The organism is Nocardia terrae (assembly GCF_009760405.1).
In the GTDB taxonomy this organism is placed as follows: domain Bacteria; phylum Actinomycetota; class Actinomycetes; order Mycobacteriales; family Mycobacteriaceae; genus Nocardia; species Nocardia terrae.
In genome coordinates this window covers 142,545-169,500 of sequence record NZ_WRPP01000006.1, presented here as the reverse complement: position 1 = coordinate 169,500, position 26,956 = coordinate 142,545, and the positions used below count along the sequence as shown (strand labels likewise).

The window sequence follows — 26,956 nt, the reverse complement described above, 5'->3', positions numbered from 1 at the left end:
TTTCAGACACATCCGTGTTTCAGAGTTTGAGGACGCGGTAGAGCCCGCCCGCGCGGATCGCTGAATCGTCACGCGCCCGTGTCGCCGCTTCGCACATTCGTTCACCTGACGGTGGCCACGGCGCGGGAAGCTGGTGGCAGGCCACCACGACAGGATGTGCGGAACTTGGTAATCGAGACGGCAGGGCAGCGGCCGACAGCGCCGGTTCGCGGCAGTGACTACGCGGGCTTGCTGCGGCAGGTCAGGCAGGCGGGCCTGCTCGATCGGCGGCCGCGGTACTACGCGTGGAAAACCGCCGGTGTCGCAACGGCTTTCGCGGGCGGCTGGGCGGCGCTGTGGCTGGGCGGCGACTCCTGGTGGCAGCTGGGCACCGCCGCCTTCCTGGCCGCGGTCTTCGCCCAGCTGGCGTTCCTCGGACACGACGCCGGGCACAAACAGATCTTCCGGACCCGCCGGGCCAACCATCTGTACGGACTGTTCGTCGGCAATCTCGCCACCGGCGTGAGCATCGGCTGGTGGACCAGCAATCACAACCGCCACCACGCGCACCCCAACACCGACGGCGCGGACCCCGACATCATGGGCGTCCTGGCCCACTCCGGCGAGCGCGCCGCCGCCGGAAAAGGCTGGCGGCGCTTCATCTTCCGCTATCAGGCCTGGCTGTTCTTCCCTTTGCTGCCGCTGGAGGCGGGCAGCCTGCACTACGCGAGCGTGCGCGCCGTCCTGAAATGGCCCATCCCCCACCGTATCCGGGAGGGCGCGTTCCTGGCCGCACACGCGATCGCCTACCTGGCCGCGGTATTCCTGATCCTTTCACCGGCGAAGGCGCTCGTCTTCCTCGCCGTCCAGCAGGGCCTGTTCGGCTTCTACATGGGCTGCACCTTCGCCCCCAACCACAAGGGCATGGCGGTCCTGCACGCGGACGACGACACCGATTTCCTCCGCCGCCAGGTCCTCACCTCCCGCAACGTCCGTGGCGGCCCGCTGCTCGACTTCGCCCTGGGCGGCCTCAACTACCAGATCGAACACCACCTCTTCCCCTCCATGCCCCGCCCCGCCCTGCGCACCGCCCAGCCCCTGGTCCGATCCCATTGCGCCGACCTGGGCATCCCCTACGCCGAAACCTCCCTCCTCGACTCCTACTCCCAGGCCCTGCGCCACCTGAACACCGTGGCGCGCCCCTGAGCCCCATGCGCCCGCAGTGCTACACCGTGTAACAGATACCATCGCAGTCGTGGCCAAGCTCAAGGTTTCCGTCGACGTCCCGATCCCGCCCGACCGCGCCTGGACGCACGCCTCCGACCTCCCCGAACTCGACAAGTGGCTGACCCTGCACGAGGGTTGGCGCGGCCCGGTCCCCGAGGGCCTCACCCCCGGCACCCGCCTGGTAGGCGTAGCCACCGTCAAAGGCTTCCGCAACCGCGTCACCTGGACGGTCGAAACCGCCGAACCCCCGAACCGCCTGATCCTCAACGGCTCCGGCATAGGCGGCACCAAGTTCGGCATCGAACTCCGAGTATCCCCAACCCGATCCGGCTCGAAGGTCACCGCCGACTTCGACCTCGGCGGCGCACCGCTGTTCGGCCCCATCGGCTCGGTAGTGGCCCGCGCCCTCCGCGGCGACATCGAACGCTCCCTCGACCGCTTCGTCGAGCTGTACGGCCACTGATCCCCGGCACTCCGAACGCAATCCCACCGAACGCGAAAGCGGCCCGGAACCAGTTGGTTCCGGGCCGCTTCCCTGGTAGCGGGGACAGGATTTGAACCTGCGACCTCTGGGTTATGAGCTGGCAGGAAACGGTCCTGGACGTGTCATCCTGTTTCGCCGCGTCCTGTTCATGCTGATCAACGGAATCCCAGCCGTCCCGTAGGGTTCGTATGCTCCCATCCGTACCGGGCGGCTACGCCACCTCGTGATGCCGAATTTGATGCCGTACTGCGCGCAGGGACCAGCGGTTTCGCCGTATCGAATTCGGCCAGGGCAACGGCACGCGGGTTAGATCGGTTGGAGTGTGTCGCCGAGCCGGTGGGTGGAGTGAACGTCGCCGCGTTTCGCTCAGGCGCCCTCCAACACTACGGCAAGTCCCTGCCCGACACCGATGCACAGTGCGGCCAGTCCCCATCGGGCGTTTCGGTGCCGCATCTCGCGAGCGAGCTGGTTGACGATGCGGCCGCCCGATGCGCCCAGCGGATGACCGAGAGCGATCGCACCGCCGTTGACATTGACGATCTGCCGATCCAGGTCCGGCCAATCGGCGATGCAGGCGAGCGCCTGCGCGGCGAAAGCCTCGTTCAACTCCACGACGCCGAGATCGCCCCAGCCGATTCCGGCACGCTGCAGGGCGTTCTCGGCGGCACGCACCGGACCGATGCCGAACACGTCGGGATCGACACCCGCCGCGCCCCGCCCGGCTATGCGGGCCAGTGGGGAGAGGCCGAGCCGGTCGCCCGCGGTCTCGTCGCCGAGCAGCAGCGCGGAGGCGCCATCGTTGAGCGGCGAGGCATTGCCGGCGGTCACGGTGCCGTGGGTGCGGAACGACGGCTTCAGACGCGACAGCTGCTCGATCGAGGTGTCCGGGCGTAGCGACTCGTCGCGCACGATGTCGGTGTCGGGCACCGGGACCACGTGATCGTCGTAGAAGCCCCGGTCCCAGGCGTGAGCGGCATTGCGGTGGCTGCGAACGGCGAACTCGTCCTGCGCATCCCGGTCGAGTCCGTAACGCTCGGTGAGGATTTCGGTGCTCTCGCCCAAGGAGACGGTCCAGCGCGGCGGCATTGCCGGGTTGACCATTCGCCATCCCAGTGTGGTCGATTGCATGGTCTGGTCGCCGACCGGAAAACCCTTGACCGGCTTGGCGATTACCCAGGGGGCGCGGCTCATCGACTCGACGCCCCCGGCCACGACGAGGGAGGCGTCACCGGTTTCGAGGAGCCGGGATGCCTGGAGCACGGCGTCCAGGCTCGATCCGCACAATCGGTTGACCGTCGTCGCCGGTACCGCGGTGGGCCAGCCCGCCAGCAGCGCCGCCATCCGCGCCACATTGCGGTTGTCCTCACCGGCTTGATTCGCATTGCCGAGCACGACCTCGTCCACCGCGGCGGGGTCGATTCCGGTGCGGTGCACCAGGGTTCGCAGCAGGTGTGCGGCAAGGTCGTCGGGGCGGACATGGCTCAGTGCGCCCGCGTAGCGGCCGAACGGTGTGCGGATGCCGTCGTAAAGGAATGCGCTCGTCATTGTCTCGACTCCAGGGTGTGCGACGCGGTCGGTTCCGCGGTGAGGGTGGGTTTCGCCGTGGTCAATGCAGCAACCCCTGTTGGACGACCGACGCGACCACGGCGCCGTCCGAGGAGTGGATCAAACCCCTTGCGGTGCCGAATCGCTCGGTGCTGTGGGGACTGTCCTGGACATACAGCAGCCACTCCCCCGCACGCACGTCACCGTGGAACCACAGCGCGTGATCGACGCTGGACACCTTCGGCACCGAGGCCGAGTCGACTGCGCCTCGCTCTTTCACGATCACCGGGAGCAGTGAGCGATCCGAGGCGAAGGCGACGATCGCTCGGTGCAGATTCTGCGGACCGCCGTCAACGGCTTCGGCGCGGAACCAGAATCTGCGACCGGGTGCGTCGTCGTCGATGTACCGCACGTCGAGCGGACGCGAGGCCGTCCACCAATGCTCGCGGGTCGGACGATTGATGCCGTCCCATCGATCCGGAACAGCGGTGCGCCGCTCATGCAAGGGAACCAGATCCTCCGGACGTGGAACCTGCGGCGGCAGTACCGATCTGGTGTCGATGTCCTCGCGGTGCTCGGCGAACAAGGCCGACAAGGTCATCAACACCCGTTCCGCCTGGGTGACGGTCACCGACCGCACCGCCGACGATCTGCCGTCTCGAATCGTCGTCACCGCATAGTCCAGTGCTTCCTCCGGCCGTCCCGACCGGAGGAAATAGGCGTGTAGCGAACTGACGACCCGACCGGGTTGGATCGTCCCGGCGGCGGCCAGTAGGGCTTGCGCTACCAGATGGCCGCCGAATACCCGCTGGTCGAAACCACAGGGCGGATATCCGATGAACCTGTCATCGCGCTCCTGCGTCAGCGCGAGCCGCTGCACGAGTGGCACCGGGTTCACCAGCCCCGGGATCGAGGATTCATCGCCGTCGACTTCAGGTATCCGGTCAACGGGCTGCCGCCCAGGAGGTTCAACTTCCATAGACAACACTCTATAGAGTATGGAATCATCGCCACAAGGGGACCGTTGTGTCGGCGTTCCGCAAGCGGATCCCCTTCAGCACGGGCGTGACCCGAGCCGGACCCATCCCCTCGCCCAGCCGACGCACAGGAGTCGAACTACATGCAGAAGGACCGCCGAGCGGCTATCGCACAACCCCTACTCGCGCCGCGCAGTGTCGCCATCGTCGGGGCTTCCGACGATCCGTCCAAACCCACCGGGCGACCACAGCAGTTCCTCGCGCGGGCGGGATACCGTGGCACCGCGTACTTCGTGAACCCCAAGCGCGATACCGTCCAGGGCGAAAAGGCTTGGCCGAGTTTGTCTTCGCTGCCCGAGGTGCCCGACCACGTGTACATCATGACCGGCGCGGAGACCGCCATCGACGTGGTCGAGGAGTGCGCGCGCCTCGGCGTCCCCGTGGCCACGGTGCTCGCCTCCGGTTTCGCCGAGGACGGACCGGCCGGCCGAGAGCGTGAGGACCGGCTGCGGGCCGCCGCGGCGGGCAGGGTACGACTCGTCGGGCCCAGCAGCCTCGGTGTGGTGAACCCCCGTAACGGCGTAATGCTCACGGGCAACGCCGCATTCGGCGAGCCGGACATCCCGCAGGGCGGTGTCTTCGTCGCATCACAGTCGGGCAGTGTGATCGGTTCGCTGGTGAGCCGGGCGCGGGGGCGGGGCATCGGGTTCGCGGGACTGGTCTCCACCGGGGGCGAGGCCGATCTTTCCTTGGGTGAGATCTGCGAGGCGACGCTCGACGATCCGGGAATCACCTCTTACGCCCTGTTCCTGGAGTCGCTGCGGCACTCCCCCGAGCTGGCTTCCTTCGCCCGCGCCGCGGCGCGGGCCGGAAAGCCCGTCGCTGTCTACAAACTCGGTCGATCCGATGAAGCCGCCGCCTTGGCCGTCTCGCACACCGGTGCGCTGGCCGGCGCGGACAGCGAAGCCGATGCCTTCCTGCGCGCCTGTGGATTCGCCCGAGTGAGCAATTTCGAATCCCTGCTCGAGGCTCCGGGTCTGCTGCGGCGGCTGGACGGTGGCGACCGGCCACGCAGCCCCCGTGTCGGCGTGGTCACCACCACCGGTGGCGGGGCCGCGATCATGGTGGACCAGTTGGCCGTTCGCGGGTTGAGCATCACCGCCCCCAGCGCCGGTCTGGTCGCCGCGATGGCGGCCGCCGGTGCGGTGATTCCGCACAGCCTCATCGCCGACCTCGGTTTGGCGGGCGCACGCCACGACGTCGTCACCGCCGCCCTGGCCACCATGCAGGACAGCGGGGAGTTCGACCTGATCGTCTTCGTGATCGGTTCCTCGGCCCGGTTGAATCCGGAGCTGGCGGTGCAGGCGATCGCCGAACGCGGTGATCATCGGGTTCCGATCGTCGCCTTCGCGCTGCCGGAGGCGCCCGATGCGGCGAATCTGCTCAACAGCTCCGGGGTACCGGCCTTCCGGACCCCCGAATCCTGCGCGGATGTGGTGGCCTCGGCCTTCGCCCGGCTTCCGGCGACGATCGGCGAGATTCGTGTGCCCGCAACGGGACTCGATGTCGGCGCAGAGGTCCTCGACGAGCTGGCGTCGGCCGGACTGCTCGCGGCGCAGGGCATCGAATTCGCCCCGTCGGTCGCGCTGACCGTCTCGGAGCTGGACGGTGAGATCACCCTGCCGTTCTCCTATCCGGTCGCGGTGAAGATCCTGTCCGAGGAGATTCCGCACAAGAGCGACGCGGGCGGGGTCGTGCTCGGTGTAGCTGATGTCGATGAACTACGTGCCGCCGCACGCACGATCGCCGGGAATATCGAGCGCCATCACCCCGGGCTGGTAGCCGATCGCGTCCTGGTCCAGCCGATGGCGCCGAAGGGGTTGGCCGAGGCGCTGATCGGCTACCGGGTCGGACCCGAGGTCGGCCCGATGGTGGTGCTGTCGACCGGCGGCGTCCTGGCTGAGCTTTTCGCCGACTCCTCGGTCCGGCTCGCCCCGATCGACCTTCCCACCGCGCGGGACATGATCGCGGAGGTGAAGGGGCTGGCAGTCCTCACCGGGTATCGAGGGCTGCCCGACGGCGATGTCGAGGCGCTCGCCCGGGCGCTCGTCGGCATCTCCCGCCTGGCCGTCGACGCACCGGATGTCATTGAGGCGGAGGTGAATCCGCTGTCCATCCGCGCCGCCGGGGCCGGGGTGACCGCGCTCGACGCTCTCGTCCGCCGCCACCGGGCCAGCGACACCAACACACCCGAGGGGGCATCGGCCCTGGCCGTCGCCACCCGCTGATTCCTCCACACGCCGGTGGGCTGGTCACATCCGATTGGAAGATGACCAGCCCGCCGGCGTTCTGTTACCTGTTTCGTTCCGGTCGTATCTCGGCAAAGAAGAAGGTCCCGCTCGATCCGGTCGGATCGAGCGGGACCGAAAGGGACTCTGGTTATCCCGCGAAGACGTCCAGATCCCCGATGACGAAACCATGGCCGGTACTGACCGCCAGCGCGTGCACCCGCCGCATCAGCGACACGGCATCCTGACGCCCGGCCCAGTGCGTGATCCCGCCCTCGTACGCCGGAAAGCCGTAGCCCAGCGTCAGCATCAGGTCGATGTCCGACGCCCGATCCGCGACCCGATCCGCGAGGATCAGCGCGGCCTCGTTGGCCATGGACACCAATGCGCGGTCGACGATTTCGTCGGCCGAGAAGGTTCTGCGGCTGATTCCCTTGCGTTCGGACGATGCTTCGATCAAGGTCCGGACGTGGTCGTCGACATGCGGGGTGCGGGAGCCGGGCTCGTAGCGGTACCAGCCGGCCCCGCTCTTCTGACCGAATCGCCCTTGCTCGCACAGGGTGTCCGCGACATCGGGGTAGCGTTCGCGCGGATCGCGGCGGTCCGCTCGTGCCGTGCGCATCCGCCAGGCGATGTCGAGGCCGGACATATCCGCGACCGCGAACGGCCCCATGGCGAACCCGAATTCGGTGAGCGCGGTGTCGATCTGGTCCGGCAGGGCGCCCTCTTCGAGCATGAGCTCGCACTGGCGCCGGTAGGCGTTGTAGATGCGGTTTCCGATGAAACCGTCGCAGACGCCGGCGATGATGGGCACCTTGTTCAGGATGTTCGCCGCGGTGAGCGCGGTGTCGAGCGCCGAGGGGGAAGTCTCGCGCGCCCGCACGATTTCCAGCACCTCCGCGCGGTGGGCGGGGCTGAAGAAGTGCATCCCCACCACGCGGCCCGGGTCGCCCACGGCAGTGGCCAGGTCGTCGACGTCGAGGTAGGAGGTGTTGGTAGCGATCGGCACTTCGGACCGAAGCAGCCGATCCAATTGGCTCAGCACCGCCCGCTTGACGTCCCGGTCCTCGAACACCGCCTCGACGACGAGGTCGCAGTCTGCCAGATCCGCGGGGTTGCCGGCGGTTTCGAACAGGTCCAGTCGTCGGCGAGCTTCGTCCGGATCGAGCTTCCCGGCCTCGACCGCCGTTCGGTAGCTTTCCCCGAGGCGGGCCTTCGCCCTGACGGCCGCATTGTCCTGCTGATCGAAAACGATTGCGCGGATCCCGGATTCAGCGAATGCCCGCGCGATACCCGAACCCATGGTCCCGGCCCCGACCACGCCGACCTGTTCGAGTCGTCGCGGCTCGGAGGGACGGTTCAGTTTCCGGACGGTGCGCCGCGCGAAGAACAGATGCCGCAGCGCCGATGCCTCGCTGCCCCTCCGTAGACGGTTGAACTCCGCCCGCTCGTGGCGCAGCGCGCACTCGGCCGGCTCGGCCAGCCCGACCAGCACCGCACCCACCGCCGCGACCGCGTGCGGGCGGGCCTTGGTCCTGCGCAGCATCGCCGCCGCAGCGCGCTCCAGATCACCCGGTTCGGATTCCAGTGGCGGCAGGCTCCGCAGGACGCGCTTGCCCGGCAGTTCACGAGCGAAGCGCACCGCCTCCGCCCGCAGGTCCCCCGCGACGATCCGATCGATCAAACCTTCACGGTGCGCCTGTTCAACCGGGATCCGCTCCCCCGTGGTGATCAGTTCGAGGGTGCGCACGGGCCCCACCAGCCGCAGCGGCCGCTGGGTGCCGCCGGCGCCCGGGATCATGCCCAGGGTGATCTCCGGCAGGCCGATCACGCCCCCGGCCACTGCGATTCGGCCGTCGCAGCCGAGGGCGAGCTCGAAACCGCCGCCCAGCGTGGTGCCGGACAGCGCCGCCACAACAGGTTTGCGGCTCGACTCGATCGCGGCGATCACCGTCGGCAACTGCGGTTCCAGGACCGGCCCGTCGAATTCCCGCAGATCCGACCCGGAGACGAAGTGTCCGCCGGACCCGATCAGCACGATGCTGTCGACATCCGGATCCGCTTGTGCGGCCGTGAGTCCCGCGATCAGACCGGCCCGCACCTCGGCGGTGCCGACATTGACCGGCGGATTGTCGATGGTCAGTACCGCGACCCGGTTCTCGGCCGAGTACGAGACCGGCGCGGTGTCCGCGAGCATCGCTGGCTGTGCGGTCATGCGGTTCTCGTTCCCGGCACACGCTGGTCGAAGCGGCGTCCGAAGATCTCCTCGGCGATGCGGTTCTTCAGGATCTCGACCGAACCACCGGCGATCATCCAGCCGCGTGTGCGCCGCATGCAGTACTCGACCAGGGTTTCGGAGCTGTACCCGAGCGCGCCCATCGCCTGCATGGCCTCGTTCGCGGCGCGAAAGCCCGCCTCGTTCGCGGCCAGCTTGGCCACCGAGGTCTCATAGGCCGAGGGCAGCCCCGCCGCGGCATTGCGCACCGCCCGATCCAGCAGCAGCTCGGCGGCATCGAGGGCCACCGCGACTTCGGCGAACTTCCATTGCAGGCCCTGGAATTCATTCAGGGTGCGTCCGAACTGGGTGCGCTGCGCGACGTGGTCGCGCGCGATGGTGAAGGCCAGCCTGCCGAGCGCCAAGGCGCGAGAAGCGTTTCCGATGCGTTCGACGTTGAAGCCGCTCATCTGCTTCTTGAACCCGCCGGGGCCGAGCAGCACGTTCTCCTTGGGGATCAGGCAGTTGTCGAAATACAACTGCGCCCACTGCTCGCCGCTCATGAAGGTCGAGGGCGCACCGATGCGGAAGCCCGGCGTGCCCCGCTCGATCAGCACCGACCCGATGTTGCCGGTGCCCGGGCCGAAGCGGACGTAGATCAGGAACAGGGTCGCGTCGACGCTGTGGGTTCCCCAGATCTTGGTGCCGTCGATGCGGTACCCGTCGCCGTCCGCGGTGGCGGTGGTCCGCAATTCCGTTGCGGCCGACCCCGCTTCCGGTTCGCTCATCCCCAGCGCGAGCAGCGCCCGACCGGCCAGCAGATCGGGCAGGAAACGGGCCTTCTGCTCGGGGCTGCCGAATTCGGCGAAGGTGCGGATCGCGCCGAAATTGCCGGCCTGCAGGATGTCGGCGCTCTTCGGGCACACCATGGCGATCTCGCGGATCACGGCGACGGCATCGGCCAGCGCAGCGCCCTGCCCACCGTCCGCGACCGGGATGGTCAGTCCGAGCAGCCCCTGCGCGGCGAGCAATTCGGCGATGTCCCAGGCATATCCGGGATCGTGCGCTCGTGCCAGCGCACCCTCGGCCAGATGTCGGCGCGCGAAGGACCGAACGGATTCGAGCAGGGCTTCACGGTCACTCAATGTGGAGGTCATACCACTTCCCTAGGTGTAGCGACTTACAGCGGGCTATTGGCGCGAAAGGCTGACGCGGACTGCGGAATCGAGGACATCGAGGACGTCCGCGGAATCGAAATCCCATGCCGCCGCGATCAATTCCTTGGCGCCGTCGGCACCGATCACGGGTTCGACGAGGCCCTGCGCCTTGGCCTCCAGCTCGGCATCGGACAGCGGGTTCGACGGTTCACCGCGCGGCTGTTCGATACGACAGTGGTATCGAGCCCCATCGCGCAGTGTGATCGTGACGTCGGCCGGGCGGCCGGTGCGCGGGTACGCCGCGTCGGCGGCCGCGTCGAGTTCCACCACCACGGTGTCCATCAGCGCGCGCACGTCGGCGTCACCGCGGGTCGCCGCATCGAAGTCGGTCAATGTGACCGCGCCGCGCTGCAACGCGACCGCGACCGTGAACGGCAGACTCAACTGCGCCTGCAGAACCGTATCCAACTCCCGCCCAGCGTGTTTCGTCGCGATGGCGAAGGTTCCCACGCGCACCGAGTCGATCGCCGCGGCATCGAAGCGGTGGGTCGCGCGCAACTCGAGTGCCGCATCGATCGCCCCGTGCAGATGACGACAGCACGGATAGGGCTTGACGTAGGTGTTCGACAGCACCCAGTCCGCACCGAGCCCCGTGGTCACGATGCGCGGATCCCAGTCGGCGCCTTCGGTTCCCGCGTAGGCGGCGAAGTAGCCGTCCTTCCCCTCGAGGATCGTGGTCGGGCCGGTCAGGCCCGCCGCCGCCAGATCGACACTGGCGATGCCGTCGCGGGCGGCCTTGCCCGGATGAAACCGCTTCACCTCCGCGGACTGCCCGAGGAATTCGAACAGGCCACTCGCGTGCGAGCCCGCGATGCCGAGCGCATTCGCCGTCGTCCGCGCATCCAGTCCATAGAGCACCGAAACCGCTGCCGCAGCACCGAAGACGCCCGCGACGGGCGTGTTGTGGAAGTGCCGATTGCGGGTGGCGGGATGTCCGGCCGCCGCGATCCGGCAGGCGAGTTCCATGCCGATCGCCGCCGCGGTCAGGACGCGGGAACCGCTGATTCCCCGCTCCTGTGCGACCGCGAATACCGCGGGCAGGATCACCGACGTCGGATGCATGCTCCCCGGGGTGTACCCCTCATCGGTCTCGATCCCGTGCCCATTGGTGCCGTTCACCAGCGCCGCGCCGAGTACCGACATCCGTCCGTGCCCCACGGCGGTGGCCGCGTTGCCCGGGTACATGCGCCGGGCGTGGCCGCCGACAGCGGTACTGACCTCACGCGGAGCGCTCGCCACCACCCCCGCCAGGTGATCGAGGAGCAATCTCCGCACGTGGTGGTCCATCGCCTCGGGCAACGGCCGTTGCTGTTGATCGACGATCCAGTCGGCGACGATCTCGGTCAGTCGAGCAGAGGACGTCATTGGGGCTCCATCCGTGTTTCGAGCCGGGGTCGGGATCGCTCGGCGCGATCCCGACCGCATGCGACTACCTTCAAGAAATATTACATACTCTATAGAGTGAGGTCTCCGGTTGATGGGCTCAGCAGGAGACTCACCCGGCGGCTAACGAGCCGGAAGGACCTCGGTCAACTGTCGTGCAGGCTGCGGCCGACCGTCTCCGGGCTGTACCACGCCGCCAGCGCCGCGCCGAGGGCCATGACGAGCGCATAGATGGTGAACACCTGGCTGAGGCCGATGCTGTGCAGCCAGGTGTCGAGCAGTGGTGCGGTCCCACCGAAGACGGCGATCCCCAGCCCGTACGGAATGGCGACTCCCCTGGAGCGCACGGCCGTCGGGAACAACTCCGCGTAGAAGGCGGTGTTGGCGGCGGTCGCCGCGGAGAGCAGCACCAGGGAAATGGACATCACGATGAACATCTGCCACCACTGACTGCCCATCAGCCAGAGCGCGGGAAACGCGAAGACAGCGGTCGAGATGCCGTAGACCAAGAAGTTCGCCCGCCGTCCGAATCGGTCGGAGAATCGGCCCCAGAACGGGGTGGCGATGACGTACAAGGCCTGCGACACCAAAGCCACGATGAACGCGGAACGCTTGTCCACCCCGTAGGAAACGATCGCGTTGGTCGCACCGTGAACCACCCAAGAATAGAAGGTCACCGTAATTCCCGCAGTCATTACCAGGACTCGAAGGATGCTGCTGCGGTAGATCCAGAGATCCTTGAACATCGGCGTGGCCTGCGTCTCGGCTCGCACTTCGACCGTGTTGCTCACATGATCGGTGAAAGCCTCCGACTCGTGCAGTGTCCGGCGCAGGTAGAGTCCGAACATACCGGTGAATCCGCCGATGATGAATGGAATGCGCCATCCCCACGACTCCAATTGCGCTGTCGTCAACACCGTCGTGAGAACGGCGCCGATAGCGGTTGCCGTCATGATTCCGAGGATCAGCGCCATGCCGTTGAAGCTCATCCAGAGGCCGCGCCGTTTGGCCGGTGCGATCTCGGCTGAATACGAGTATGCGGCCGCATTCTCCCCGCCGTACCCGAATCCTTGCAATATTCGTGCCACGATCAGAATGACGACCGCCGCCATTCCGAGGGTCGCGGTGGTCGGAGTGATCCCGATGATCAGGCTGCCCACGGCCGTGACGGTCATGGCGATCACCATCGCGGCTTTGCGGCCGCGCCGATCCGCCAGCCAGCCGAAGAAGATCGATCCCGCCGGGCGGAACACGAACCCGACCGCGAAGACCGTCAATGCCGACAGGGTGGCTCCGATGGCTCCGACGCCGCCGAAGAATTGCTTGGCGAAAAATGGTGTGAAAATTCCGAATACAGCGAAATCGTAATACTCGAGAACGATGCCCAGGACGGTGCGAATCATCGCTCCCCGGGAACTGGCCTCGGTGACGGTCTTTTCTGTTGTTACGGCGGACATGACTCCTCCTCGGGTCTTGGGGTCACTGGTGAGAATCGATAATCCGCCGACTACGCGATGGAAAGAGCACGATAGACTTCGCGGCTGAATTCCGCTATCGCCGCACTGAACGCCTCCGGCTGTTCCGGCGCGAGCGCGTGTCCCGCGTTCGGAATGGTGCGCACCGTCACCCGATCGCCGAGCATGGGTTTGAATACGTTGGGCACGGCCACCGCATCGAATTCGGCCTGCAAATCCAGTAGCGGAACCGATCCGCCGGCGAAGTAGGAGTCGATGGGTGTGTTGTCCCGCGCGCGGGACTCTGCCTCATGCGTTTCCCGATGCCATCCGGTCAACCACACCGTCGGATCGTTGCCCGGCGCGAAGAACGCCTGCCTGAGATATTCGATTCGCTGCGCTTCGGGCAGTTCCGGGTTACCCGATCCGTCGACTGCTTCGCGCATTCTGCGGTATGGCTGCTCGGTGGAGCCGGGAGGCATTTTGCCCGACGATGCCGCGGCCATGATCAACCCGCACACCAGGTCCGGGCGGTCCGACGCGAGCATGCGCGCGGGCTGACTGCCCCAGGCATGCCCCACGACGACAGCGGGACCCGTCCCTTCGTGATCGAGCACAGCCGCGACGTCCGCGGCGAAGTCGTGCAGGTCCAGATCGTCCATCGGCCCGATGCTTCGGCCGATGCCTCGTGGTTGTGGGCGCACTACGCGGAAGCCGTCGGCTGCCAGTAGTCGCGCGACCTCGTCATAGTCCTCGGCCCCACGGCCGAGCGACGGAAGGATGACGATCGCGGGCCCACGACCTTCGGTGATGGCCTCGATCTGCACATCAGGGCCGGCGGGGATGACCGTCCGCTCGGGCTCTTCCACGAGGTTCGGTCCGTGGCCGGAATTGCCAGTCTTCATTGCGGTCCTCATTGTTGGGGAACTGTGGCCGGTTGTGGCCGGCATATGGAGGAATGCGAGGGCGGCACGAACCTCGGTTCGGGCGCAGGGTTTCGAAGCCTGCATCGAGCCGTCGCCGCAGACCCTTCATGCGGTCCAGATCACATCGGGCGACCCTCGTGAGCGAGGCTACATACTCTATAGAGTGTTGTCTACTGTCGATAGAGTGGCTAAGAGATCGCCACCCATGGATACACTTCGATGTAGTACAGAAAATAGAGTGGAGAGGACCTGCTAGCCCTCTCGACGACCCGCGGGCCGCCACGGCCCGCTCCGACCACCGCAGACTAGGTAGGGAAACCGTGATGACTTCGCGTGACAGAGCTGCCGCCCCTCCGCTCAGCCGCACCGCCTACGTCGCCGAGCGCTTGAAGGAAGACGTCGCCTCCGGAGCCATCAAGCCGGGTGAGCTCATCAAGCAGACCGTCCTGGCCAAGAAGTACGGTGTCAGCGCGACCCCGGTCCGCGAGGCCATGCGGCTGCTCGAGGCCGACGGCGTCCTCGACTATTCGCCGCATCGAGGCGCTACGGTCCGGGAGATGACGCCGGACACCGCGCGCGATCTGTACCGGCTGCGCGCCGCGGTGGAAAAAGTGGCCGCGGAAATGGCCGTCGATCGCATGACCGATGCGGGACTGGCCGCCATCAAGGAGAAGCACGCCGCTCTCGCGCAGGCACAGCGCGCCGGCACCGCGTCGCCGGCGGAGCTGTCGATGATGAACCGCGAGTTCCACTTCGCGATCTACCGGCAGACATCGCCGCTGATCGTGCAGCACGTCGAACTGCTCTGGGCGCGCTTCACACCCGACACCACGGTCTGGCGTCGCCCCGAGGACGCGGCCGAACTACAGCACGACCACGACGACATCCTCGACGCGCTCGTCCGCCGCGACGCGGCCGCGGCGGGGCGGTTGACGGCCGAACACATCGAGCACGCGGCCCGGATCCGGGAAAGCGAACCCGACTTGCGCGCCGCCGGCCACGACGAGCGTCAAGATTTCGAGCGAGCCTGACCGGTGCGACCCGCACGACCCTCGGCCGAATCCATCCGGTGATGCGGTCGGCTCGATCCATGCCGTCTTGGTTCGCGCTGCTCTGCACCGCGACAGGGCTGTCGCAGGCGGTCTTCACCGCCGTCCGGGTGATCATCTCCTATCGTGCGCTGGAATTCGGCGGCGACGGCACGACGATCGGCGTGCTCACTGCTCTCTACTCCCTGGTGCCGCTGCTGGCCGCCCTGCCGGCCGGCCGGGCCGTGGACCGTAGCCACGCCGCCGCGGTCTTCCGAATCGGTTGCGCGACAGCCGTTTCAGCGGTCGTCTGCGTAATTTTCAGCACCGGACTCCGCCAGCTGGCGGCCGGGACGATCCTGCTCGGCCTGGGCCACCTGCTCACCGTCGTCGCCGCCCAGGGCTATGTCCCGCTCATGTCCGATCCCGGCGACTACGACCGCAGATTCGGCGGGTTGACCGTATGGATCTCCCTCGGCCAGTCGGCCGGGGTACCGATCATCGCCCTGTTCTCCTCCCGACCGCACAGCGGGTCGGCCGCGCTGACCGAGACCCTATGGGTCATGGCGGTGCTGGCGGGCATCGCCACGGCCGTGAGTCTGCATCCCGCCCTGCGGATATCGCGACGCAGCAGCGAACACGCCGCGAACGGCCCGAACCAATCGATGATCGAGATGCTGTCCACGACCGGCATGCGGCCGGCCGTCTTCAGCAGTCTCATTGTGCTCACCTCGATGGACCTGACCGCCGCGTACCTGCCCATCTTCGGGCAACGCTTCGGATACTCCGTGCTCACCGTGACCGTCATCCTCACCGCGCGGGCCGCCGCCTCGGTCGTCTCGCGGTTCTTCCTCACCGACATGCTGCGCCTTGCCTCACGCAAGTGGCTACTGATCTCGGGCACACTCTGTTCGGCACTGCCGATCGCACTGATCCCCGCCATCCCCAACCCGATCGTCGTCACCGCCTTCATGGCCGGTGCCGGATTCTTCTGGGGCCTGGCCCAACCGCTCACCATGACCTGGGTCGCCGGACTCGTCTCCCCCGCCAACCGGGCCTCCGCACTTTCGTTGCGCCTCACCGGAAACCGCCTCGGTCAAGTCGTGATACCGCTGACCGCGGGCGCAGTCGCCGGGAGCGCGGGAACCGACGCGGTCTTCATTTTCACCGGGGGCCTCTTGGCGAGCGCGGCACTCTCGACCTGGCGAGCGTTGTCCCGAACCCGGTGACGCTTTACCGCACCCAATTCAACACTCGCGCAGCCGAACTCGGCATCGAACCCGCCATTCTCGGCGGAAGCTCTCGCCGCAGGAGCCCCCGATTTGGCAGCCGCTATGGCGGGCGCACTCGAGCCCGATCCCTCCCGGCTCCAACGCGGCCGACGGCTCGCCGCCGGATTCATCTGGGACAGCATGCGTTCACCGCCGGGCGAGCCCAGGACCCGAACGCGCCCTACGGCGACGACCTCCGCGACACCGACTGGTCTTCACATACGCAGACGGCCGTCCGATGCACCCGGATTCGGTCCGGGAACGATTCGAACGCCTCGTCGTCAGCTCCATGCTGGGACGCCGCGAAACCCCTGCGACGGCACCGCACCCATGAAACTGAGATTGACTAACGATGCCGAACGTGATGCCCAATGAACGCGAAAACGGCCCGGAACCTACTGGTTCCGGGCCGTTTCCCCTAGTAGCGGGGACAGGATTTGAACCTGCGACCTCTGGGTTATGAGCCCAGCGAGCTACCGAGCTGCTCCACCCCGCGTCGGTGAGGACAACATTACACATGGAATGGGAAGGGGACCTAATCGGCTGGTCAGAGCCGTTTTTCGGGGGGTGGGGCGGTTAGGGGAGGGGGCGGGCGTCGACGACGAGGGCGGTGGTGTTGTCGGTGCCGCCGGTTGCCAGGGCGGCGGAGACGAGGGTTTCGGCGGTGGACTTCGGGGAGATGCCGTCGGACAGAATCGATTTGATGGCGGGCATGGAGAGGCGTTTGCCTACGCCGTCGGTGCACAGCAGGAGGCGGCCGGTGCTGGAGCCGGTGGTGGTGTGGCCGATGTCTTCGGGGCGGGCGGTGCGGGCCGAGGTGGTGACGAGGTGGGCCATGCCGGGGAGGGGGTCGTGGCCGCGGGACCGGAAGTATTCGGCGACAGTGTGATCGGTGGTGACCCGGTGCAGGACTCGGCCGTTGAAGCGGTAGGCGCGGCAGTCGCCGACCCAGGCGATGTCGGTGGGGGCGTCGAGGTGGCCGGCGGCGGGCAGGACCGCGACGACCAGGACGGCGTCGGCGCCTTTTTCGGGTAGTTCTCGGAGCAATTCCTCTTGGGCGGCAACGATTCCCGCGTGCGCGCCGGACCGGGCGGCCACTCGCGCGGCGGTCCGGGCCACCAGCCGGGCGGCGCGCGCGGCGGCGAGATGGTCGCCGACGCCGTCGGCGACGACGAAAGCGCTTCGGCCCGTGCGATCGTCGGTGAAGGTGGCGACCGCGTCGGCATTGATCTCGCGGCGACCGGGCTTGCTCACCGCCGAACCCGACACCCGGCCGAGCCGTACTTCACGGTCCGGCTCGGCGGTTTCGATCTCGATGGCTTCGGTGTGCACGGTCCGACCTCCTGGGACTCGGCCTCACGGGGGTGCTGTCTGCCAGCACTACCGATTCAACGACCGAAACCCGAACAGCACTCCCGAATTGCCTGTGCGATTGCTGTGGAGTCGGCTGCGGTTGGGTCACGACGGGTCAATACACGAGGCCCGCGGGCTGGCCGTTGGGGCAGGCGTAGCCCGGGAGCACGGCCGAGCCATTGGGCGGGACGACCACCGATACCGCGTATTGCGGCCCGCTCTGACAGATTTCGGTGCCGAAGACGGTCTGGGGTTCATCGGTCGAGTTGAAGCAGGCCGGGCCGGCGCACGAAACACCCGGCGGAATCGCGGCACTCGCGGGGGCCGCCATGGCCGCGGCCGCGCCACCGAGGGCGGTGGCCGACGCTACGGCCAGGATCAATCGCTTCATTTCTGCTCCGTTCATCTCGCGCGGCGCTCCATGGAACCGATCGCAGCTAATGATCAGCAATCCAGTGAGGCTAGACCTCGAACGCGGATCCGGGCTATGTCGAGGGTCACCGCCTACGCCGCGACGCGTAGGCCCGATGCCGCCCACCGGCGGATGTGCCCGCACCGCGCCGCGACGTGAACTGGATCGCATGAACGCGATCGAACATCGGACCGTCATCGTCAACGGCCTACCGACCCATCTAGCCGAGTCCGGCAGTGGACCGCTGGTGATCCTGCTGCACGGATTCCCGGAACTCTGGTACTCCTGGCGGCATCAGCTGCCCGCGCTCGCGGCGGCCGGGTATCACGCGGTCGCGCCGGACCTGCGCGGTCACGGCCGCACCGCCGCGCCGCCCGATGCCGCCGACTACGGGATGGCCGCGTATGTGGACGACGTCCTGGGACTGCTGGACGTGCTGGGCGAGTCGACCGCGGTGCTGGTCGGCCACGACTGGGGCATGCGAACCGCCTGGGCGGCAGCCGAATCGCATCCGGCGCGGTTCCCGGCGATCGTCGCGCTGAGCGTGCCGCACCAGGCGCGCACTCCGGCGCCGCCCACCGAGCAACTGCGCGCCTGGGCCCGCGACCGACTCAACTGGATGCTGTATTTCCAAGAGCCGGTGGCCGATTCCGACCTGTCCGCCGACGTCGCCCGCACCCTGCGGCTGATGCTGTACGGCCTGTCCGGCGACGCGGGCGAGCTCGGGGTACGTCTGCTGACCACCCTCCCGGCGGACGCGGTACTGCTCGACGAGATCCCCGAACCGCCCGGCCCGCTCCCCTGGCTCAGCGACGCGGACCTCTCCTATTACGTCTCCGAATACCAGCGCACCGGATTCCGCGGCGGACTGAACCGCTACCGCAACGCGGACCGTGACTGGCATCGGCTGCCCACCCTCGGCACCGGCGTCCTCCCGCAACCGACCCTCTTCGCCGGAGGCGCGTACGACACCGCTGTTCGCTTCAACGACCTGTCGGCCATGCGCACGCTGGTTCCGAACCTGCACGAGCCCATGGTCATCCCCGGCTGCGGCCATTGGATCCAGCAGGAACGCCCGGACGAGATCAACGAGGCCGTCCTCGCGTTCCTCGACAAGGTCGGCTGACCCTGCCGGGCAATCCGCCGCGCGCGTCCTATTCTGAGGACGTGCCGCGGCGGAATCCCGAATCCAGACCACGACGGCCCGAACGCAGCGAACGGCTGCGCAGCCCCCAGCCCGTGCTCAGTCGGCGCATGCCGTCCCAGCGCGGCGCGATGGAACAACCCAATGCGCGCCACGACGGCGCGGCCGCGCTCACCCCGATGTTCTGGGTCGCTCTCGTACTGACCGGCGTGGCCGCCGGACTCGGCGGGATCGCGCTGATGGCCCTGCTGTTCCGGGTCGAGGCCGTCGCCTTCCCCGGCGGCGGCGCCTATCTGTCGAACGTGGCGCAGGCGTCGTCGGTGCGGCGGGTGGTTTCGCTGCTCATCGCCGGTGTGGTGGGCGGGGTTTCGATCTATCTGCTGCGGCGCTGGACCCCCGGCGAGAAGACCGACCTCGACGACATCGTCTGGACCGAATCCGGTGACCTGTCCTTCCGGCGCTGCCTGGGCACCGCGGTCATCTCCGAGGTCATCATCGGACTGGGCGCGTCGCTGGGCCGCGAAGCCGCGCCCAAACTGATGGGCGGCGCGTGGGGCAGTGTGCTGAGCCGCGGGTTCGCGCTGAGCGCGGCCCAGCGGCGGCTCCTCATCGCCTGCGGCGGCGGGGCCGGTCTGGCCTGCGTGTACAACGTGCCCTTGGGGGGAGCCTTCTTCACCGCCGAAATCTTGTACGGGACAACCTCTATCGCCATCCTGCTGCCCGCGCTCGCCTGCTCGGGGATCGCGACCATGACGGCGTGGCTGTATCTCCCCAACCGCGCCACCTACCTGGACATCGCCCCTTACGACTGGAGTCCGTCGCTGCTGACCTGGGCGCTGCTGATCGGACCGTTCCTCGGGCTGGCAGCCACCGGCTATATCCGGGTCATCGGCTGGCTCTCGCACTACCGTGTCAGCGGGATCGGTGTCCTGATCGCGCCCATCCTCGCCTTCGGCGCGCTCGGGCTGGTCGGCATCGCCTACCCGCAACTGTTCGGCAACGGCCACGGCATCGCGGCGGCCGCCTTCCTGGGTCTCGGCGGTGCCGGATTGCTGCTGACGCTGGCCATTCTCAAACCGATCGTCACGGCCGTCTGCCTGGGCAGTGGCGCGCCCGGCGGATTGTTCACGCCGATCCTCAGCACGGGGGCGGCTTTCGGCGCGGGCACCGGAATCCTGTGGACGCGGATGTGGCCCGGCTCCCCGGTCGGCGCGTTCGCCATGGTCGCGGCCTGCGCCGCCATCGGCGCGTCGATGCAGGCCCCGCTCACCGGCCTGGCCCTGGTCCTCGAACTCACCCACGGCGGCTTCGCCATCCTGCCCGCCATGATCGCCGCCACCGCCACCGCCACGCTGGTGGTGCGCCACCTCGACGGCTACTCCATCTATTCCGCGCGGCTGCCCGCCCACCCGCCCGGCCGGATCGAAAGCCACGGCCTGGCTTCCTGAAAACCGTTGCTCAACTGAGGGTTCGGGTCGCCGACCGCAGTTCCTCCAGCGCTGCCAGGGTATAGGGCGCCAACGCGGCCTCCCGATCGCCCTCGAGCCATTGGGCGAAGCCTCGTTTGAAGGCGAGGACACCGAGTTCGCTTGCGACGTGGGCGATGTGGTCGGGCACGCCGCGAGCGATCAACGCGTCGTTCATGGCTGCGGCGAGACCCACCTGTTTGAGCGCATCGCGTTCCTGAAGTTCGACATTGGCGGCGATCGCGGCCGTCACCCGAGGCGCGATTTCGTGGTTCATCGGCCCCATCGCACTCGACGCGCGTTCGAGCCCGCCCGCGACGGCCTCCAGCGGAGTCACGGCCTCCGGCGCTTCGGCGATCCCCTCGGACAACAGCCGGCTCAACGTCTCCTGTCCGGCAACCAGCAGATCTCGTTTGTCCGGGAAATGGCGAAAGAAGGTGCTCTTGGTGACCCCGGCGCGCTCGGCGATCTGCGCGACAGTCGTGGCGTCGTACCCCTGCTCGGTGAACAGATCGACCGCGGCCAGAACCAGCCGCTCCCGTGCCCCGGGTTCCCAACGCGCCATGCACCCATCGTAAATGACGGGATGGTTGTCCCATCACTGCCGGGTCGACTCGGGACGGCCCGGATGACGGCCACTCACTTCGAACGCTCTCTCGGTGAATCGCATTGTTTCGAAAAGAAATTGGCCTCGATTCGAAAAATCAGGATCTTTCTCCAGGAAATTCGGGGTCATTCGATCTCGAAGTCGAATGTTCTCCCGGTACGGCGACACGATCGCAGGAGAGTCGCGAATCGAGGACCAGCGGCTACGGTATTCCGCATTCGACCGAGGAGGCAAGGGAATTCATATGCGCGGGAGGATTTCCAGCAGGTTGGCCGTGGTCATCGCCGTAGCCGTGTGCTCTGCAGGCTCGAGCATGGGATCCGCCGGGACAGCGGGAGCGATCGACGATGTGCCGACTCCCCTACGGCCCGCCACGGCCCAGGATATGACGGCCGGGGACTACATTCTGGATTTCGGATGGTTCCATGCCCAGGATCCGCACGGGCTCGGACTTTTCCAGTTCACCTATCTGAACCACGGCATGGCCGGGGTCAAATGGGGTTACATGAACAACCTCAATCTCAACGATCCACAAGGCGATTACCGCAACCTGGTGGAATACCCCGCGAGCCCGGTGCACGTCACCACCGCGCCGACCATCGACAGCGCCATCCTGCACTTCGTGTGGGACGACGAGAAACAAGCCTGGCACCTGACCTACGACAATATGGATACCGTCGCCGACCTCTGGTACACCAACACCCACCCGGGCGCCGCGATGGATCCGGTGGACTGGGACGGCACCAAAGTGTTCTGGGCGTCCTCCATCGCCACCGCCGATATCAACGGCCGGGTCAAGTTCCCGGGGCATTCGGAGTTCACCGAGGTGAATCACTGGGTGGGCGAACAGGAACGGATGGCCGGCGGATTCCTGCTCGGCCCGGGCCATGTCGGCTACGACTACGCCCAGTCCGGGAATCCGGATGGGTCGGCGGATCAGCTGTTCGTGTTTCCCGAGGCGGACGGCAAGACACGCGGGGTGCTCGCGCACACCGCGGCCGATGGGGCGCTGACCATGTGCGAACCACGGAGTTATGAACAGACGGACTGGGATTCGATGTCGTCACCGGCCGAGCAGATCGGTCCGTTCGACTATCCGCGCACCGTCTCGGCGTCGTGCGATGACCTGTCGATCTCCTTCCACGTGGATCAGCCGCACCTGTTCCCGCTCAACATCCAGCTGTCCACCACCACGATGTCGCAGGGCCACAGCAGCGTTCCGGGTTCGCGGGCCACCATCCAGCACGCCCGCGACGTCGGCACCGGCTTCAACACCGGACTTCCGTTGTACGGCTTCCCGAATCGACCACCCACCTACTGGAACTGAGCGAAAGGCAGTCGAGACAATGAACCAAGCCTTCTGCGAGGGAATGAATTCCGTACTGAACGCCTTCGCCTACACCCCGGCCTTCTACACGGTCGTGCACGGCCTCGACGCCATCTGGGACGGCGGATTGAGCGCCATCTGGGCAGCGGCCGCGGGGCGTTGAGAATGTCCCCACAGCGAAGTCTTCGATGGGCCTACCTGGCCACCGCGTTCGCCGCCACAACGGTCGCGATCACCGCCTGCGGTCACTCCGACAGCGGCTCGGACAAGAACCCGACCACCTCGTCGACCACGAGCGCCACCGTTTCGACCACAACCTCCACCACGTCAGCGCCACCCAACCAGACATCGAACCCCGCGCCACCGCCGGCTCGGACCACCGGTCCCGCACAGCCGCCCGCCACGTCGAAGCCCGCCGACACCACACCCAAGGCGGGCGATCCATGTCCCTATGACGGTGCGGGACTCGGGCAATGGCAGTGGACCGGCGCGAAGTGGGTCTGCGTACCCGTCCAGTCCCCGGGTGGCGGACAGCCCGACACGGGCGGCGGCATGGGCGGCGGCCAACCCGACACCGGCGGCGGCATGGGCGGCGGTCAGCCGACCGAAAGCGGCGGCATGGGAGGCGGCCAGCCCACTACGGACGGCACGGGCGGCGGCCAGCCCGACACCGGCGGCATGGGCGGCGGCCAGCCCGAAGGGTGAGGAAACTGTAGTGGCCCAATCAATTCGAGCCATTCGTCAGTGAGGATCAACACCATGCCCGACTTCCGTCTGCGTGGTCGCCGTGCTCACGCGCGCCGCCAAAGCGCCCCGGCAGTCCGCCGGGAGCATTGATCAGGTCCTCGGGCTCGGGGCAGACCGAACGGCGAGGGTGACCTCGAGCCGGGCGCCGCCCAGCGGGCTGTCGGTGAGCCGGACACTTCCGCCGTGCAGCCTGGCCTGCTGTTCGATCAGGGCCAATCCCAGTCCGCTCCCGGGTGTTTCGGTCGTTCCGCGGACGAAGCGGTGGAACACGCGCTCGCGGTCGAGCGGTGGCACGCCGGTGCCGTTGTCGTCCGCGGATACGGTGATCAGACCGTCTCCCGTTGGGCGAGCGTCGATTTCGATGCGTGTCGCCCCGCCGTGCCGGACCGCGTTGGTGATGGCGTTGTCGAGAATCAGCCGGATCCCGGCGCTCAGGCCACGGATGTACAACGGCTCGGCCCGCAGGGACGCGACCTTCGTTCCCGGATGCGAGCGATGGGCCGCCTCGGCGACCTGGTCGATGAGCTCGTCGAGATCGATTTCCTCCCAGTCGGATTCGGTGATCATCTCGCCCCGCGCCAGGCATTCCAGGGCGGACAGGGTCGATTCCACGACGCGCTGGGTGTTGAGCACGTCGTGGAGGATCTCGGTCCGGTCCCGCTCCGGAAGCGGCAGTGAGCACAGGACTTCCAGGTCGGTGCGCATGGAGGTCAGCGGTGTGCGCAGCTCGTGGGCGGAGGTCGCGGCGAAGTCGCGTGCGGCGGAGAGCGTGTCGGCGGTGGTGCGGCGTTCCTCGGCGATGCGATCCAGCATCTCGTTCATGGCGGCGGCCAGTTCCGCGGTCTCGGTGGTACCGCCGCGTGGCGAAACCTCCAGTTGCAGTTTCGAACCCACGTCACGGGTGGCGGTCGTCAACTCGCGCAGCGGCAGTACCGCCCGGCGCGCCACCCACCAGCCCAGGACGGTCGCCACCAGGACCGCGACGACGGCCGCCCCGAGAATACGGTGGGTCTTCTGCGATACCACCTGTGCCACCAGCGATTTGGGCACGGCCGTAGTGACCGCGACTTCTTTGCCGGAAGCCGGCAACTCCCACACGTACCCGGAAGCATCCTCGAGTACCACCAGACGCGGCGGGCTGGACGGCGTCGGCTCCGGGACCGAATCGTCCGTCGTGACGGACAGCGACCGGGCGATGTCGTCGAGCTGGCGGCCGGTGTCGGTCTTGGCCACCAGCACGAATACCGCTGCCATGGCACAGATCACCAGCACCGCGACCGACGCGCAGGCGATCGCGACGCGGGTCTGCAGCGAGATGGTCCGCTTCACGGCTCGGTCCGTAGCACATAGCCGACCCCGCGCACGGTGTGCAGCACACGGGGACACCCGGTCGCCTCGATCTTGCCGCGCAGGTAGGACACGAACACGTCGACGACCTTGGTCTGCGTCTCGAAGGTGTATCCCCAGACGTCGCTGAGCAATTCGGTGCGCTTGAAGACCTGGCCGGGCACCGCTGCCAGCGCGGCCAGGAGATCGAACTCCCGCTTGGTCAGGTCGAGTAATACGCCGTTGGCGTAAGCGCGGCGTGCACCGATCTGGACGGTGAGCTCACCCACCGCGACCTCGGCGCAAGGATCGACAGTCGCGCTCACGCCGCTGCGGCGCAGCAGCGCCTGCAACCGGGCCACCAACTCGCCCAGGTGGAACGGCTTGGTCAGATAGTCGTCCGCGCCCGCGGTCAGCGCCGAGATGCGGTCGCCGACCTCCGATCGGGCACTCAGCACACAGATCGGCACCTCGTTGCCCAGCGACCGCAGCGCCGTCACCACCTGAACCCCGTCCAGACCGGGCATGTTCAGGTCGAGTACCACCGCGGCAGGCGGACAGGTGGCCATCGACTGCAGTGCGGACGCCCCATCCGTGGCGGTCGCGACAGTGAACCCCGACAGCCGCAATCCCCGTGCCACCGAAGCCAATACCCGGGCGTCGTCGTCGACGACCAGCACCACGTCATTCGACATGTCACCGCGCCTCTCGCACGCCCTACTGACCACCGGTCATGCCGCCACCGTCCGGCTGACCACCGGTCATGCCGCCGCCACCGCTCTCCGGCTGCCACTCGCCGCCCGGCTGGCCGCCGGTCATGCCACCGCCATCGGGCTGTCCACCGGTCATGCCGCCGCCCTGCGGGATCTCGACGCTCGGGTTCTGGGGATTGCCGGGACGACCGGGCTGCGTGGTCACCGGCGGGCGGGTCGGCTGGATCTGAGGTTGCCGAGTGACCGGGGCGGGCTTGCCCGGTCGGGCGGTGTCGGCCGGGACCTGCGTCGGGTTGCCCTGGCCGGCCGGCTGCGCGGGACGTTCGGTCACCGTGGTGGTTGTGCTGGAATCGGCGATGTTCCGGTGGGTGAAATGGCTACCTGCCGCCGCGCCCGCGCCGATCGCGCCGACTGCCGCCACCGAGGCGGCGATGACTTTCACACGCTTGTTCATGAAACCTCCTCAGATTTCTTGTCGGATTCGAGCCGGGCCCTGACGCACCGCGCTCACTCAGCATTCCCGGCGCCATCCATTAGCTATCCGGTTGCTGACCAAATCCAGACTGGCATCAAATCTGAACCACCGTCAAGCCACCTGGTTCAAAATTGATGAGAGCCTGATCACGCAAACTCACAAATTGCCTGCTAGATTGCGGATTGTGGCTGTATCAGATCTGTCCCATACTGGAGACGTGGAGAGCGATTTTGGCAAATGGGTGGACACCGTAACCGGCGGTGCCGGTGACCGTGCGATCGCGCAGCGGATGGGCACCGATCACAATCGGGTCCGACGGCACCTGACCAAGACCGATTCGCCTGTGGCGGGCACTATCCTGGAGTTCTGTGACGCCTATGGGGTGAGTCCTGTCGAAGGTTTGGTGCAGGCCGGGCTGGTCAGGCCCGAGCAGGTGCATCTGCCGATCGTCACGGCCCGCTCCTCGATTCCCGAGATTCTGCGCACCGCGAGCAACAGCCAGTTGGCCGATGAAGTGACGAGGAGATTGCTGACCGGCGCCGAGCCCGAACCTCGACCGAGCCGTACGGAACAAGTCGTGAAGGGTCTGATCGGATGAACGCCCAAGATGTCCTGTTCGCCTGTGCGGCAGGGTTTGCCGCCGTGGTGGCCGCGCTGCGCGCCACCCAGTGGCGGGACCCGCGCACCCGCGCGCTCACCATCGCGATCGCCGCACTCGCCCTCTACAGCGCCGACTGGATCGGTGACGAATACCCGGCGCCGCTGCGGGTTCCGCCCAGCGAGGCCGATCTGCTCCGCTACGCGCTCGTGGTCACCGCCTGCATCGGCATCACCGCCCACCTCACCCGGGCGATGGGGCAGCACAAGCTCACCCGGCCCGCGTACGTCTCCCTCGGCATCGGCGTCGTGGTCGGCATCGCCTACGCCCTGCTGCGCAGCCTGCACACCTGGCACGGGTGGGGCTCGCTGCTCGCGATCACCGTCGCGGCGATCGCCATGGCCACCAATACCGCCGTCTTCGCCGTCACCATCCCCGCGCTGCGGCTGCGCACCCTGACCGGCTTCGAAAGAACCGCGCTCTCACTGCTTTTCGCGAGCGCCCTCATCAGTCTGCTCGCCGCCGCCCACCGGCTCTGGGCCCAGTTCAACCCGAACGACGCGAACACCGTGCACCACGGCTACTTCCACGACCTGATCCCCGCGAGCCTGCCCACGATCCTGTCGGCGTTCGCCTATACCGCCTTCGCGGCCATCGGTTACTGGGCGCGACGGCAAGAACACGCACGCGAGGGCATCCCGGAGACCACGGTCCGATCGACGCGCTAGGCGGGGCCGACCCGGTCTCCCGGTTCCTATCCATTCCTTAACCGTTCGCGGTCCAGTCCGCTAACC

The 26,956-nt window shown here is 67.5% G+C and carries 24 protein-coding genes and 1 tRNA gene; 11 read left to right on the top strand and 14 right to left on the bottom strand.

Features of this window, described 5'->3' with window-relative positions; genetic code table 11:
- Positions 1 to 165 precede the first annotated feature (165 nt).
- Positions 166 to 1,185, top strand: coding sequence for a fatty acid desaturase family protein (locus GPX89_RS28610; protein WP_157390806.1), 1,020 nt, complete (start codon positions 166 to 168; stop codon positions 1,183 to 1,185).
- Positions 1,186 to 1,234: 49 nt separating this feature from the next.
- Positions 1,235 to 1,669, top strand: a complete 435-nt coding sequence (locus tag GPX89_RS28605; RefSeq protein WP_328602413.1) for a type II toxin-antitoxin system Rv0910 family toxin — start codon at positions 1,235 to 1,237, stop codon at positions 1,667 to 1,669.
- 387 nt (positions 1,670 to 2,056) lie between these two features.
- On the opposite strand, the gene GPX89_RS28600 is transcribed toward GPX89_RS28605, so the two are convergent.
- Entirely contained in the window at positions 2,057 to 3,235 is a 1,179-nt protein-coding gene (locus GPX89_RS28600) for a thiolase family protein (RefSeq protein WP_157390805.1), read from the bottom strand.
- Between the two features lie 61 nt (positions 3,236 to 3,296).
- Positions 3,297 to 4,214, bottom strand: a complete 918-nt coding sequence (locus GPX89_RS28595) for an acyl-CoA thioesterase (RefSeq protein ID WP_157390804.1) — start codon at positions 4,212 to 4,214, stop codon at positions 3,297 to 3,299.
- A gap of 141 nt (positions 4,215 to 4,355) precedes the next feature.
- Here GPX89_RS28595 and GPX89_RS28590 point away from each other — a divergent pair, with 141 nt between their 5' ends.
- Positions 4,356 to 6,500, top strand: coding sequence for an acetate--CoA ligase family protein (locus GPX89_RS28590; protein WP_157390803.1), 2,145 nt, complete (start codon positions 4,356 to 4,358; stop codon positions 6,498 to 6,500).
- 151 nt (positions 6,501 to 6,651) lie between these two features.
- Here the strand turns inward: GPX89_RS28590 and GPX89_RS28585 are convergent, their stop codons facing one another.
- The 5 genes from GPX89_RS28585 to GPX89_RS28565 all read right to left on the bottom strand — a co-directional run bounded on the left by GPX89_RS28585 (position 6,652) and on the right by GPX89_RS28565 (position 13,674).
- Complete coding sequence (locus GPX89_RS28585; RefSeq protein ID WP_157390802.1) at positions 6,652 to 8,715, bottom strand: 3-hydroxyacyl-CoA dehydrogenase NAD-binding domain-containing protein; 2,064 nt, start codon at positions 8,713 to 8,715, stop codon at positions 6,652 to 6,654.
- Positions 8,712 to 9,872 (bottom strand): acyl-CoA dehydrogenase family protein, encoded by a 1,161-nt coding sequence (locus tag GPX89_RS28580; RefSeq protein WP_157390801.1) that lies wholly within the window; start codon positions 9,870 to 9,872, stop codon positions 8,712 to 8,714. The genes GPX89_RS28585 and GPX89_RS28580 overlap by 4 nt, the downstream gene beginning before the upstream one ends.
- Before the next feature lie 33 nt (positions 9,873 to 9,905).
- The gene (locus tag GPX89_RS28575; protein WP_157390800.1) at positions 9,906 to 11,297 is read right to left on the bottom strand and encodes an MmgE/PrpD family protein; all 1,392 of its coding nucleotides are present in this window, start codon (positions 11,295 to 11,297) and stop codon (positions 9,906 to 9,908) included.
- A gap of 164 nt (positions 11,298 to 11,461) precedes the next feature.
- Positions 11,462 to 12,772 carry an MFS transporter gene (locus GPX89_RS28570; RefSeq protein ID WP_157390799.1) on the bottom strand — a complete coding sequence of 437 codons (1,311 nt, stop codon included), beginning with the start codon at positions 12,770 to 12,772 and terminating at the stop codon, positions 11,462 to 11,464.
- Positions 12,773 to 12,822: 50 nt separating this feature from the next.
- Positions 12,823 to 13,674, bottom strand: coding sequence for an alpha/beta fold hydrolase (locus tag GPX89_RS28565; protein ID WP_235948303.1), 852 nt, complete (start codon positions 13,672 to 13,674; stop codon positions 12,823 to 12,825).
- Between the two features lie 344 nt (positions 13,675 to 14,018).
- Between GPX89_RS28565 and GPX89_RS28560 the strand changes: the two genes are divergently transcribed.
- Both GPX89_RS28560 and GPX89_RS28555 read left to right on the top strand, forming a co-directional pair.
- Positions 14,019 to 14,726, top strand: coding sequence for a GntR family transcriptional regulator (locus GPX89_RS28560; RefSeq protein ID WP_157390797.1), 708 nt, complete (start codon positions 14,019 to 14,021; stop codon positions 14,724 to 14,726).
- Between the two features lie 59 nt (positions 14,727 to 14,785).
- A complete protein-coding gene (locus tag GPX89_RS28555) occupies positions 14,786 to 15,952 on the top strand; it encodes an MFS transporter (RefSeq protein ID WP_157390796.1) in 1,167 nt (388 codons plus the stop codon).
- 464 nt (positions 15,953 to 16,416) lie between these two features.
- Here GPX89_RS28555 and GPX89_RS28550 read toward each other — a convergent pair.
- The 3 genes from GPX89_RS28550 to GPX89_RS28540 form a co-directional block, all read right to left on the bottom strand.
- Positions 16,417 to 16,490: transfer RNA gene (locus GPX89_RS28550), tRNA-Met, on the bottom strand.
- Positions 16,491 to 16,570: 80 nt separating this feature from the next.
- Entirely contained in the window at positions 16,571 to 17,326 is a 756-nt protein-coding gene (locus GPX89_RS28545; RefSeq protein ID WP_328602412.1) for a PP2C family protein-serine/threonine phosphatase, read from the bottom strand.
- Positions 17,327 to 17,462: 136 nt separating this feature from the next.
- Positions 17,463 to 17,738, bottom strand: coding sequence for a hypothetical protein (locus GPX89_RS28540; protein WP_157390795.1), 276 nt, complete (start codon positions 17,736 to 17,738; stop codon positions 17,463 to 17,465).
- A 190-nt stretch (positions 17,739 to 17,928) separates the two neighbouring features.
- Between GPX89_RS28540 and GPX89_RS28535 the strand changes: the two genes are divergently transcribed.
- Together GPX89_RS28535 and GPX89_RS28530 are read left to right on the top strand one after the other, a co-directional pair.
- The gene (locus GPX89_RS28535; protein ID WP_157390794.1) at positions 17,929 to 18,885 is read left to right on the top strand and encodes an alpha/beta fold hydrolase; all 957 of its coding nucleotides are present in this window, start codon (positions 17,929 to 17,931) and stop codon (positions 18,883 to 18,885) included.
- Positions 18,886 to 18,926: 41 nt separating this feature from the next.
- Complete coding sequence (locus tag GPX89_RS28530; protein ID WP_198347638.1) at positions 18,927 to 20,351, top strand: chloride channel protein; 1,425 nt, start codon at positions 18,927 to 18,929, stop codon at positions 20,349 to 20,351.
- A gap of 10 nt (positions 20,352 to 20,361) precedes the next feature.
- Here the strand turns inward: GPX89_RS28530 and GPX89_RS28525 are convergent, their stop codons facing one another.
- Positions 20,362 to 20,934: a TetR/AcrR family transcriptional regulator gene (locus tag GPX89_RS28525; protein ID WP_157390793.1), complete on the bottom strand. Its 573-nt coding sequence runs from the start codon at positions 20,932 to 20,934 to the stop codon at positions 20,362 to 20,364.
- Positions 20,935 to 21,289: 355 nt separating this feature from the next.
- Between GPX89_RS28525 and GPX89_RS28520 the strand changes: the two genes are divergently transcribed.
- Together GPX89_RS28520 and GPX89_RS28515 are read left to right on the top strand one after the other, a co-directional pair.
- A complete protein-coding gene (locus GPX89_RS28520) occupies positions 21,290 to 22,303 on the top strand; it encodes a hypothetical protein (protein WP_157390792.1) in 1,014 nt (337 codons plus the stop codon).
- A gap of 165 nt (positions 22,304 to 22,468) precedes the next feature.
- Positions 22,469 to 23,008: a hypothetical protein gene (locus GPX89_RS28515; protein ID WP_157390791.1), complete on the top strand. Its 540-nt coding sequence runs from the start codon at positions 22,469 to 22,471 to the stop codon at positions 23,006 to 23,008.
- Positions 23,009 to 23,140: 132 nt separating this feature from the next.
- Here GPX89_RS28515 and GPX89_RS28510 read toward each other — a convergent pair whose 3' ends face one another.
- From GPX89_RS28510 to GPX89_RS28500, 3 genes are read right to left on the bottom strand one after another with little or no spacing between them, the layout of a single operon-like run.
- Positions 23,141 to 24,379 (bottom strand): HAMP domain-containing sensor histidine kinase, encoded by a 1,239-nt coding sequence (locus GPX89_RS28510; protein WP_157390790.1) that lies wholly within the window; start codon positions 24,377 to 24,379, stop codon positions 23,141 to 23,143.
- A complete protein-coding gene (locus GPX89_RS28505; protein WP_157390789.1) occupies positions 24,376 to 25,071 on the bottom strand; it encodes a response regulator transcription factor in 696 nt (231 codons plus the stop codon). Before GPX89_RS28505 ends, GPX89_RS28510 begins: the two co-directional genes overlap by 4 nt.
- A gap of 22 nt (positions 25,072 to 25,093) precedes the next feature.
- Entirely contained in the window at positions 25,094 to 25,543 is a 450-nt protein-coding gene (locus GPX89_RS28500) for a hypothetical protein (RefSeq protein ID WP_157390788.1), read from the bottom strand.
- Positions 25,544 to 25,634: 91 nt separating this feature from the next.
- On the opposite strand from GPX89_RS28500, the gene GPX89_RS28495 reads away from it, so the two are divergent.
- Together GPX89_RS28495 and GPX89_RS28490 are read left to right on the top strand one after the other, a co-directional pair.
- Positions 25,635 to 26,162, top strand: a complete 528-nt coding sequence (locus GPX89_RS28495) for a hypothetical protein (protein ID WP_157390787.1) — start codon at positions 25,635 to 25,637, stop codon at positions 26,160 to 26,162.
- Entirely contained in the window at positions 26,159 to 26,890 is a 732-nt protein-coding gene (locus tag GPX89_RS28490) for a hypothetical protein (RefSeq protein WP_157390786.1), read from the top strand. Before GPX89_RS28495 ends, GPX89_RS28490 begins: the two co-directional genes overlap by 4 nt.
- The last annotated feature ends 66 nt before the right edge of the window (positions 26,891 to 26,956 follow it).

Coding starts and splice junctions, on each gene's coding strand:
- GPX89_RS28600 (WP_157390805.1), bottom strand. CDS start 3,235: ATGACGAGCGCATTCCTTTACGACGGCATCCGCACACCGTTCGGCCGC.
- GPX89_RS28595 (WP_157390804.1), bottom strand. CDS start 4,214: ATGGAAGTTGAACCTCCTGGGCGGCAGCCCGTTGACCGGATACCTGAA.
- GPX89_RS28590 (WP_157390803.1), top strand. CDS start 4,356: ATGCAGAAGGACCGCCGAGCGGCTATCGCACAACCCCTACTCGCGCCG.
- GPX89_RS28585 (WP_157390802.1), bottom strand. CDS start 8,715: ATGACCGCACAGCCAGCGATGCTCGCGGACACCGCGCCGGTCTCGTAC.
- GPX89_RS28580 (WP_157390801.1), bottom strand. CDS start 9,872: ATGACCTCCACATTGAGTGACCGTGAAGCCCTGCTCGAATCCGTTCGG.
- GPX89_RS28575 (WP_157390800.1), bottom strand. CDS start 11,297: ATGACGTCCTCTGCTCGACTGACCGAGATCGTCGCCGACTGGATCGTC.
- GPX89_RS28570 (WP_157390799.1), bottom strand. CDS start 12,772: ATGTCCGCCGTAACAACAGAAAAGACCGTCACCGAGGCCAGTTCCCGG.
- GPX89_RS28565 (WP_235948303.1), bottom strand. CDS start 13,674: ATGAAGACTGGCAATTCCGGCCACGGACCGAACCTCGTGGAAGAGCCC.
- GPX89_RS28560 (WP_157390797.1), top strand. CDS start 14,019: ATGACTTCGCGTGACAGAGCTGCCGCCCCTCCGCTCAGCCGCACCGCC.
- GPX89_RS28555 (WP_157390796.1), top strand. CDS start 14,786: ATGCCGTCTTGGTTCGCGCTGCTCTGCACCGCGACAGGGCTGTCGCAG.
- GPX89_RS28540 (WP_157390795.1), bottom strand. CDS start 17,738: ATGAAGCGATTGATCCTGGCCGTAGCGTCGGCCACCGCCCTCGGTGGC.
- GPX89_RS28535 (WP_157390794.1), top strand. CDS start 17,929: ATGAACGCGATCGAACATCGGACCGTCATCGTCAACGGCCTACCGACC.
- GPX89_RS28525 (WP_157390793.1), bottom strand. CDS start 20,934: ATGGCGCGTTGGGAACCCGGGGCACGGGAGCGGCTGGTTCTGGCCGCG.
- GPX89_RS28520 (WP_157390792.1), top strand. CDS start 21,290: ATGGGATCCGCCGGGACAGCGGGAGCGATCGACGATGTGCCGACTCCC.
- GPX89_RS28515 (WP_157390791.1), top strand. CDS start 22,469: ATGTCCCCACAGCGAAGTCTTCGATGGGCCTACCTGGCCACCGCGTTC.
- GPX89_RS28505 (WP_157390789.1), bottom strand. CDS start 25,071: ATGTCGAATGACGTGGTGCTGGTCGTCGACGACGACGCCCGGGTATTG.
- GPX89_RS28500 (WP_157390788.1), bottom strand. CDS start 25,543: ATGAACAAGCGTGTGAAAGTCATCGCCGCCTCGGTGGCGGCAGTCGGC.
- GPX89_RS28490 (WP_157390786.1), top strand. CDS start 26,159: ATGAACGCCCAAGATGTCCTGTTCGCCTGTGCGGCAGGGTTTGCCGCC.